Source organism: Microcystis sp. BLCC-F209, from assembly GCF_041928595.1.
In the GTDB taxonomy this organism is placed as follows: Bacteria; Cyanobacteriota; Cyanobacteriia; order Cyanobacteriales; family Microcystaceae; genus Microcystis.
Genome location: NZ_JBHFLL010000003.1, coordinates 1 through 2,731, shown reverse-complemented (window position 1 = coordinate 2,731; position 2,731 = coordinate 1). Strand labels below are relative to the sequence as shown.

1 protein-coding gene is annotated in these 2,731 nt (G+C 43.0%); it reads right to left on the bottom strand.

What is annotated here, in order from left to right; all coding sequences use genetic code 11:
- Positions 1 to 225: 225 nt before the first annotated feature.
- Positions 226 to 2,046: a BRCT domain-containing protein gene (locus ACE1AQ_RS00070; RefSeq protein WP_374807617.1), complete on the bottom strand. Its 1,821-nt coding sequence runs from the start codon at positions 2,044 to 2,046 to the stop codon at positions 226 to 228.
- Positions 2,047 to 2,731 lie beyond the last annotated feature (685 nt).

Genomic DNA, 2,731 nt, shown 5'->3' with positions numbered 1-2,731 from the left:
AACCCTTATAGAGAAAGACATTGGACGATTTTTGTCAATTGTTTTTGATCTAGAGCGAGCTAATCAGTTAAATCTTTTGCCAGATAAGGATTTAGTCGATTTATGCCCCCCTATCGAACCATAACAAGTAACGAAGAGCCGAAGTTTTTTCAGTAAACAGTGAACTGATAACTGATAACTGATAACTGATAACTGATAACTGATAACTGATAACTGATAACTGATTTAGGATTCTACCATTTGCAGAAATTGGGCTTCTGAAAGGGTTTTTATGCCTAATTTTTGAGCCTTTTTGAGTTTATCACCGGGAGCTTTACCGAGGAGAATATAATCAGTATTCGCACTGGGGGAACCGGTAACAGTACCACCGACATTAATAATCAATGATTTCACTTTCTCACGACTGATTTTGCTGAAGGTTCCTAGTATAACTACGGTTTTTCCCCTTAGGGGATTTTCTGCGGATTCTTGACTCGTTTGGACTATCTCCGCTGCGGGTTGCACTTCTAAACTTGTGTCGGCAACCGGGATTTTTTCCGCTGCTACTACAGGGGTTTCCTTGGCAATCACCGGGGGGGTTTCTGGTTCTTCTACTACCGGAGTTTCAATAATAATTGCTTCTGGTTCATTAGTGTTAATGGGGGCAGTTGGTCGAGAAAAATCGTCTCTTTCTTGTTGGAGGTTTTGAATTTTAACCTCCAAAGCGGCGATTTCTTCTTGCTTAGTTGCTAACTCACCCTCAAACTTAATTTTTTCCTTTTCTAAAGCTTTAGCTGCCGTTTTTTTGGCTTCTAAACCTTGAGTTAGTTGGCGATTTTGTTGGCTTAATTCCTCGATATGACGGGAAGTTGTGGTTTCTAATTGGTCTTTTTCGGCACTTAACTGGTGTAGTTGAATCTCTAAATTAGAAATGTTTTCCCGATAGGTTTCTAGCTGTTGGGGTAACTGGGTTAATTCCTGTAATTGCCCTTCTAAATGGGCAATTTTTGCCTGAGAATCGGCCAATTGTTGGGGTAACTGGGTTAATTCCTCTAATTGCCCTTCTAAATCAGCAATTTTTTCAGCAGCAGTGGTTAATTCTGCCGATAATTCCCCTTTCTGGGCTGCTAAAGCTTGTAACTCCAGTTTAGCTGCTTCGAGATGAGCGCCGAGACTGTCCTTTTCGTCGGTTATGGCTGTCACTTGAGCGACAGTTTCTTGGAGTTTTATAGTTAAATTGTCGCATTCTTGCCCTAAAGAGAGCGATCGAGTTTGACTTGCGGCTAAATCTTCGCTGAGAGACTTTTTTTGCTGCTCTAACCCGCTAATTTGACCCTGTAAGCTGGCTATTTCCTGCTGTCCTCGCTCATACTGTTCTGTTTGGTCAGCCAGATTCTGTTCTAAGGTTTGAATTTGACTTTGCCAGCTGGGAATTTGGGCGGCTAAATCGCTTAATTCTCGGTTTTTATGCTCTAAATCGGCCACTTTTGCCCTTAATTCCTCGGCTTTTTCTAGTTCTTGCTGTAAGAGAGCTTTATCCTGTTCTAGGGTCTGAATTTGGCTATAGAGAGAGGTGGTCTGTTTTTTGGTCAAATCAAATTGACGGTTAATTTCACCTTTTTGCTGCTCTAAAGTTTGAATTTGTGCTTCTAGGCTAGTAATTTGGGCTTTTTCTCGCTCTAATTGCTCCATCAAACCAGCTTTCTCCGCTTCTATTTCCTTAGCGGTGGTTTTCAGGTGTTCGATTTCACCCTCACCTATCTGGACAGCTTGCTGGAGGGACTGGAGAGAATTTTCTAAATCCGTAGCTTTGTGCTGTAATTGGGCGGAATGTTGTTCTATGTAAATTATTTTGGCGTGCAGCTGCTGATTTTCGTCTTTTAAGTCTGATTGCGCCACATCTAAACCCTTGACTTGAGCCAACAAATCTGAGTTACTTTGCTGTAATTGCGCTTGTGCGGCTAAAAGGGCGGTATTTTTGCTGACGAGACCAGAGCGCGACCAGAGGAATAGTCCACCGAAAACAGCACTTAAACCTAATCCTTCATAAATTAATTCGTTGAGCATATCTACCCTCCTAGACAAGCGAAAAACAGTCACCTAACCGAACTGATGCGGCAATTTTGGTTATAGACCTACATCTCTACTTATATCAGTTACGGGGTGCATTCGGGGGAAGGGTGGGGAAAAATTCACTTCTTTCATCCCGGTGTAAAAAGGTCCTGCTGCCAACCCCCTATATAACTCGGACTCCTTGTCCAGCAAGTCTTTCAGGAGTTTTCTGCACCCCAAGGAAGCTAGAGAGGGAAACTATCCCTTTTTGGATAAGTACCTAAGCAAAATTAATTACACATCCAAGCCGTCACCCGTCAGCCAAAAGCTTTTTGCTGTGACCAGTAAACAGTGAACTAAAAATTCAAATCTGATCCCGTCTCCCGTCTCCCGTCTCCTGTCTCCTGTCTCCTGTCTCCTGTCTCGACTGGGAAATTAATTTTGCACGACTACTTAGGGTTTGCTGAAAAAGTTTTTCTTGGGGGCAGGGTGTGGCCCCCCCAACCCCCCCGACATCGGGGGGGCAGGTGGGGTGTGGGGTGTAGGGTTTTACCGATTTTGAAGGGGTCAATTACCTAATTTTCAGGGAAAAAGTCCCTGAATTTTCCCCCCGATCACTCCCATATCTGGTACTTTTTGATTTACAAAAACTCTAAAAGTCTTAACCCACAAGGGTTTTACCATTATTCAGCAAGCCCTA